The 6,297-nt window shown below is 69.2% G+C and carries 7 protein-coding genes; 1 reads left to right on the plus strand and 6 read right to left on the minus strand.

What is annotated here, in order from left to right:
• Positions 1-242, minus strand: a 242-nt coding sequence (locus tag FV222_RS14820) for a general stress protein (protein WP_348644937.1), incomplete at its 3' end; no start/stop codon positions are given.
• Between the two features lie 200 nt (positions 243-442).
• Between FV222_RS14820 and flhA the strand changes: the two genes are divergently transcribed.
• Positions 443-2,590, plus strand: a complete 2,148-nt coding sequence (flhA, locus tag FV222_RS14825) for a flagellar biosynthesis protein FlhA (RefSeq protein ID WP_147761498.1) — start codon at positions 443-445, stop codon at positions 2,588-2,590.
• On the opposite strand, the gene FV222_RS14830 is transcribed toward flhA, so the two are convergent.
• The 5 genes from FV222_RS14830 to fliI form a co-directional block, all read right to left on the minus strand.
• Positions 2,502-3,023 carry a hypothetical protein gene (locus FV222_RS14830; RefSeq protein ID WP_246685476.1) on the minus strand — a complete coding sequence of 174 codons (522 nt, stop codon included), beginning with the start codon at positions 3,021-3,023 and terminating at the stop codon, positions 2,502-2,504. The two genes, flhA and FV222_RS14830, sit on opposite strands and share 89 nt — an antisense overlap.
• Positions 3,020-3,583, minus strand: a complete 564-nt coding sequence (locus FV222_RS14835; RefSeq protein WP_147761497.1) for a hypothetical protein — start codon at positions 3,581-3,583, stop codon at positions 3,020-3,022. The genes FV222_RS14830 and FV222_RS14835 overlap by 4 nt, the downstream gene beginning before the upstream one ends.
• A gap of 12 nt (positions 3,584-3,595) precedes the next feature.
• Complete coding sequence (locus tag FV222_RS14840; RefSeq protein WP_147814862.1) at positions 3,596-4,648, minus strand: lysylphosphatidylglycerol synthase domain-containing protein; 1,053 nt, start codon at positions 4,646-4,648, stop codon at positions 3,596-3,598.
• Positions 4,649-4,771: 123 nt separating this feature from the next.
• A complete protein-coding gene (fliJ, locus tag FV222_RS14845) occupies positions 4,772-5,179 on the minus strand; it encodes a flagellar export protein FliJ (RefSeq protein WP_147753614.1) in 408 nt (135 codons plus the stop codon).
• 83 nt (positions 5,180-5,262) lie between these two features.
• Positions 5,263-6,297: flagellar protein export ATPase FliI (gene fliI / locus FV222_RS14850; RefSeq protein WP_147814864.1), on the minus strand; the 1,035-nt coding region annotated here is incomplete at its 5' end.

The following is a 6,297-nucleotide window of genomic DNA, read 5'->3' on the forward strand; positions in this document are numbered from 1 at the left end:
GCGCCGGCACCGGTGCGACGCTCGGCACGGTGCTCGGCGGCGGCGCCGGCCTCCTGGCCGGCCTCGGCATGCTCGCGATCCCCGGGATCGGTCCGGTGGTGGCGGCCGGCATGCCGGTCCTCGGCGTTGTTGGCCACGATGCTGATGTCGCCGTGGGGGATGCCCTCGGCTTCGAGCTTGTCGACCGCGCGGGCCGCCGCGTCGTAATCGTCGAACAGGGCGGTGATGGCTCGCATCGCCATGGTGGTTCCTCCGGTCGTTGAACGTCAGATCGCGCGCCTGCTCGTGCGGCGGGCCCGATCCCGAGCCCGTTCAAGCCGCCGGAGCGGAGCCGGGTTCCAGCTTGGCCGATGGCGTCGTCGGGACGTCGCGTTAACAGGACGCTAACCATCCAACCGGCAAATCTTACCGGGTCCGCCCGTCGCGGGCGGGGGTCAGGGACATGAGCGAGACGGCGATCGCGCCGGAGCGGACCGGAGGGATGTCGGCGCTCGGCGGCTTCTCGATGCCGAACCGCGCCAGCTTCGACGCGCTCTCCAAGCGCACCGACCTGTTCTTTGCGACCGCGGTGATGGGCATCCTCGCGGTGCTGATCTTCCCGCTGCCGTCGGTGCTGCTCGACCTGCTGCTCGCCGTGTCGATCATCATGTCGGTGCTAATCATGATGACGGGCCTGTTCATCGACAACCCGCTGGAATTCACCGTCTTCCCGACGCTGCTGCTGATGGCGACCATGCTGCGGCTGGCGCTGAACCTCGCCTCGACCCGGCTGATCCTCGGCCACGGCCACGAGGGAACGGCGGCGGCCGGCCACGTCATCGAAGCGTTCGGCAACTTCGTGATGGGGGGCAACTTCGTCATCGGGATCATCGTGTTCGCGATCCTGATCATCGTGAACTTCGTCGTCATCACGAAGGGCTCGGGCCGCATCGCCGAGGTCGCGGCGCGCTTCACCCTCGACGCGATGCCCGGCAAGCAGATGGCGATCGACGCCGACCTTTCGGCCGGCCTGATCGACGAGAAGGTCGCCAAGGCGCGGCGCTCGGCCTTGGAAGAGGAATCGTCCTTCTTCGGCGCCATGGACGGCGCCTCGAAGTTCGTACGCGGCGATGCGATCGCGGCGCTGCTGATCACCTTCATCAACGTGGTCGGCGGCATCATCATCGGCGTCGCGCAGCAGGACATGGCGATCGGCGCGGCGGCCAAGAGCTACACGCTCCTCACCATCGGCGACGGCCTCGCCTCGCAGGTGCCGGCACTGATCGTCTCGACCGCCGCCGGCATCCTGGTCTCGAAGGCGGGCGTGAAGGGCTCGGCCGACAAGGCGCTCGGCAAGCAGCTCGCCAACTACCCGAAGGCGCTCGGCATGTCCTCGGGCGTCATGGTGCTGATCGCGCTGATGCCCGGCATGCCGATGCTGCCGTTCCTGGCGCTCGCCGGCGCCTCCGGCTACGCCGCCTGGCGCTTCGCCAAGACCGCCCGCGAGGCGCCGCCTCTCGACGAGGCCGGGGTGCCGATGGACCCCGCCGCCGTCGCGGCGGCGGCCGCGGCCAAGGAGGAGACGGTCACCGACCTGCTGAAGCTCGACGACCTCAAGCTCGAGATGGGCTATGCGCTGCTCGCCCTCGTCAGCGGCGAGGGCCAGGACCGCCTGACCGACCAGATCAAGGCGCTGCGCCGCCAGCTGGCGGCCGACCTCGGCTTCGTCATGCCGTCGGTCCGCATCCTCGACAACGTCCAGCTCGACGCCAACGCCTACGTCGTGCGCGTCAAGGAGATCGAGGCCGGGACCGGCCAGATCTTCCCCGGCCAGTTCATGGCGATGGACCCGATGGGCGGCCAGGTCCAGCTGCCTGGCCAGCATATGCTGGAGCCGACCTTCGGCCTGCCCGCGACCTGGATCGACGCGTCCCTGCGCGACCAGGCGCAGCTCAAGGGCTACACCGTCGTCGACGCCGCCACCGTGGTCTCGACGCACCTCACCGAGATCATCAAGGCGCACGTCTCGGAGCTGCTCAACCACGTCGAGGTCTCGAAGCTGCTGCGCGAGCTGTCAAAGGAGCACGCCGAGCTCGTCAAGGAGGTCGTGCCCTCGCAGATCAACACCACTGGCATCCAGCGGGTGCTGCAGTTCCTGCTTGCCGAGCGGGTCTCGATCCGCGACCTCGGCGCCATCGTCGAGGGCATCGCGGAGGTGGCCGGATCGGTAAAGAACCCGCGCGACATCGTCGAGCACGTCCGCGCGCGCCTCGGGCGCCAGATCTGCGCCCAGTACCAGGGGCCGGACGGCATGCTGCCGATCATCACCCTGTCGCCGGCCTGGGAGCAGGCCTTCCTGGATTCGATCGTGGGCGAGCGCGACGAGCGCTACCTCGCGATGCAGCCCTCGAAGCTCACCGAGTTCGTGCAGACGGTGCGCGACCGGTTCGAGACCGCGGCGCGGATGGGCGAGATGCCGGTCCTCGTCACCTCGGTTCAAGCCCGGCCGTTCGTGCGCTCGATCATCGAGCGTTTCCGCCGCGAGACCCCGGTGATGAGCCAGGCGGAGATCCATGCGCGGGCGCGGCTGCGCAACGTCGGCTCGGTGTGAGGTCGGGCGGCGGATAGTCGAACGGCAGGGTGCGAACGCCGCGGTGATAGGGGAAGCGTGCGCGTTGCAGCGGGTCCGGACCTGTGAAGATCAAGCGCACGCGGAAGGCTACCGGGCTCGCGCAGAGAAGGTAATCGCGCAGGTTCGGCTCGTCCGGCAGGAACCAAGCCGTCGTGAGATAGCGCGCGTCCTCCCGCACCCATGCGGGGATCGGCAATCCCCAACGGCGGGCGAGATGTTCGCCCATCGCCCCGAGATAGGCGTCCGCGCGCGGAACGCCGACGAGGCCGGGATCGTCGGCGACCATCGCCGTCTGCCGCTCGATCCTGCCGTCGAGCGCATAGAACGCGTCGAGGAACTCACGGCTGTGGTGATCCCAGTCGCCATCCTCGCGGATGCGGACGGCGACCTCGTGAAGCGTGGCGGGTCTCACGGGGACGCATCCAGGATGGCCGGGAAGCGCAATCGCGCGTCGATGGTCGGGGCTTCGTCGTAGATCGACGCGTAGAGGGTGACCAAGCCTTCGAGGTCGACGATCCCGAGATGGGCGGCCAGCGCGCGGGCGTCGTCCATGTCGCGCGTGCCCCGATCGAGACTGCTCAAGGCTCGGAGCTTCATGGCGAGGAGATAGTGCGGGCGTGCCAGGAGCGTCCTCAGCCCCGGGGGGCCCTCGGACGGATACGCACCCGACACCTCGAACAAGGACTCCGGTTCGTCGAGGGGCGTGAACATGCCGACCGCGTTGCTGAGCCAATCGGAATCGAGGTCCATCTCCCTGGCGACCCGGGCGACGGAAGGTGCGAGCACCGCCTCGTCGAAGCCTTCCCGCACCACCGCGTCCACGTCCCAGGTCGATCGGCGCCATTCGAACTGAAGGATCAGCGCGCCGCCACCGTAGATGGCCAACTCGATGAAGACGCCGCGCGCGGCAAGGTCCGATCCAAGCGCCTCGAGGGCCTGGCGCAAGCGTCCGTGGTCGAGCGGTTGCGCCATGGGCCCTTCTTCTCACACCGTCTTGCGCTTGAGGTCTCGCTCGATCTTCGCCGGATCGAGGCCCTGGGCGACGAGCGGCGGGTCCGGGGCGCGAGCCGTCTGCGTCCCGGTCCCGCGAAGCGCGCCGGCCAGTCGGTTTCGCTCGTAGAGCAGCACGACGACGACCGAGATCAGGAACGGCAGCCAGAAATAGAACATCCGGAACACGAGCAGCGCTGCGATGATCGCCGGCCTGGCGATGTCGGGCATCGCCACGACGAAGACCAGCTCGAACACGCCGAGGCCACCGGGGGCGTTCGAGACGAGGGCCGCCGAGAACGAGGCGAGGAACACCGCCAGCACCACCAGGAAGCCCGGGTTATGCGCCTCGGGCAACGCGAAATAGATGATCCCGGCCGCGCCGAGCAGCTCCAGCGGGGCGGCGATGATCTGCCGGATCATGATGCGGGGGCGCGGATATTCGAGCTTGAACGACCGGATCGTCAGCGGCTTGAGCTTGAGCAGCGAGCCGGCGACGTAGAGTGCCACGGCGCCGAGCAGCACCGCGCCGAGCGTCCGGGCTGTGCTCGGATTGGTGAGGATCGCCGGAAGGTAGCCCTGCAGCCGCGTCAGGGTGTCGGGTAGCGCCACCAGCACGAATCCGCCGAGCAGGATCGTGCCGAGGCCGAAGGTGAAGGAGCACAGGGCGACCAGCACCGCGACCTGTGCCGCCGACAGGCCCTTGGCGGTGTAGGCGCGGTAACGCACCACCGCGCCGGAGAAGACCGAGGCGCCGATGTTGTGCGACAGCGCGTAGGTGGTGAACGAGCAGACCGAGACGAAGAACGTCGAAATGTGCGTGACGCCGAGGTGCAACAGCGCGATCCGGTCGTACCAGGCGAGCGCGGCGTAGGCGACGAGGGTGGAGAGCGCGGCCAGGAGGAAGCGGTGCAGCGGGATGGCGGCGAGGCTGCCCTGGATCTCGGACATCGAGATGCCGCGCAGCTCACGGAAGAGCAGGTATCCCGAGACGGCGACCGCGGCGAGGCCGACGATCGGCCAGATGAAATCGCTGATCTTCTTCATGGACACCGGCACCTCGGGGAAACCCCTGATGCGTCAGGACGCGACGCACCGCAAGCACGCCCGGCGGGGCGCGCCTGCACGGTCTAGTGTCATCGGATCATGACGGTTTCGTGCTGCCCGGCCTTAGGCGCGGGCGCGCGATAGGCCGATGCCGTCCATCGCCGCCTGCTCGCGGACAGCCTCGGCGGCGCGCTCGGCCGAGCGCTCGCGGTCGTCAAGGATCTCGACCTTCTTCAGGTCCTCGAACGCCTCGCCGAGCTCGGCCTTGGCCTCGGCCAGCTGGCTCTCGAGCGCGATCGCCGACTGGCGCATGTTGTCCCGGCGGACGGCGGCGGCGCGGGCGTAGGTCGGGTAGGCGAAGTGACCGGTGTCGGTGATGCCGGCGCGGGCTTCCTCGTGGACCACCTCGCGGTCGAGCTCCATCGCCATGCGCTGGAAGTCGGCCATCATCATCTCGATCTGAGTCACGCGGCGACGCTTCTCGTCGACCTGGAATCGGCGTAGCCGGATCAGCGTGTCACGCGATTTCATGGGATACGCTCACTCCACACAACGCACGAGATCCCGGTAGTACCGGACGTGCGACGCGGCCAGGACCCGCCGCACCGTCCGCCTCAGGACCCGCCCACGATCTCCGCGAGCCGTGCGTAACCATCGCCGATGGAGGTTGCTTCTTCCTTACCCTGCCCCAGAAAAGCCTCCAATCGCGGCATGAGCGCGACCGCCTCGTCGACCTCGGGCGAGGCGCCGGCGCGGTAGGCGCCGAGGCGGATCAGCTCCTCCATGTCGGCGTAGGTCGCCAGCAGCTTGCGCGCCCGCCGCACCACCGGCAGGAACGCCGGATCGCACGAGCGCGGCATGGTGCGCGAGACCGAGCGCAGCACGTTCACCGCCGGGTAGCGTCCGCGCTCGGCGATGGACCGCTCCATCACGATGTGCCCGTCGAGGATGCCGCGCACCGCGTCGGCCACCGGCTCGTTATGGTCGTCGCCCTCCACCAGCACGGTGAACAGGGCCGAGATCGTCCCCTCCCCCACCCCCGGGCCTGCCCGCTCGAGCAGCCGCGGAAGCTCGGAAAACACCGTCGGGGTGTAGCCCTTGGCCGTCGGCGGCTCGCCTGCGGCGAGCCCGATGTCGCGCTGGGCCATGGCGAAGCGCGTGATCGAATCGATCATGCACAGGACCTTGGCACCCTGGTCTCGGAAGTGTTCGGCGACCGAGAGGGTCACGTAGGCCGCGTTGCGGCGCATCAGGGCCGGCTCGTCCGAGGTCGCGACCACCACGACGGAGCGGGCGAGGCCTGCGGCGCCGAGGTCGTCCTGCAGGAACTCCTGCACCTCGCGACCGCGCTCGCCGACGAGGCCGATCACCGCGACGTCGGCGGCGGTGTAGCGGGCGAGCATCGACAGCAGGACCGACTTGCCGACGCCCGAGCCGGCGAAGATGCCCATGCGCTGGCCGGCGCACATCGTCAGGAAGGTGTTGAGGCAGCGGACGCCGAGGTCGAGCGGTTTTCCCACCCGGCGGCGGGCGTGGGCCGGCGGCGGGTCGGCGCGCAGCGGATAGATCTCAGGTCCGTTGGCGAGCGGGCCGAGACCGTCGACCGGTCGGCCGAGCGCGTCGACCACGCGGCCGAGCCACGCCGGCGA

Origin of the sequence: Methylobacterium sp. WL103, from assembly GCF_008039885.1 — a bacterium.
Lineage (GTDB): Bacteria > Pseudomonadota > Alphaproteobacteria > Rhizobiales > Beijerinckiaceae > Methylobacterium > Methylobacterium cerastii.

Bases quoted from the DNA above. Each gene is read 5' to 3' on its own strand.
- flhA (WP_147761498.1), top strand. From the start codon at position 443: ATGAGCGAGACGGCGATCGCGCCGGAGCGGACCGGAGGGATGTCGGCG.
- FV222_RS14835 (WP_147761497.1), bottom strand. From the start codon at position 3,583: ATGGCGCAACCGCTCGACCACGGACGCTTGCGCCAGGCCCTCGAGGCG.
- FV222_RS14840 (WP_147814862.1), bottom strand. From the start codon at position 4,648: ATGAAGAAGATCAGCGATTTCATCTGGCCGATCGTCGGCCTCGCCGCG.
- fliJ (WP_147753614.1), bottom strand. From the start codon at position 5,179: ATGAAATCGCGTGACACGCTGATCCGGCTACGCCGATTCCAGGTCGAC.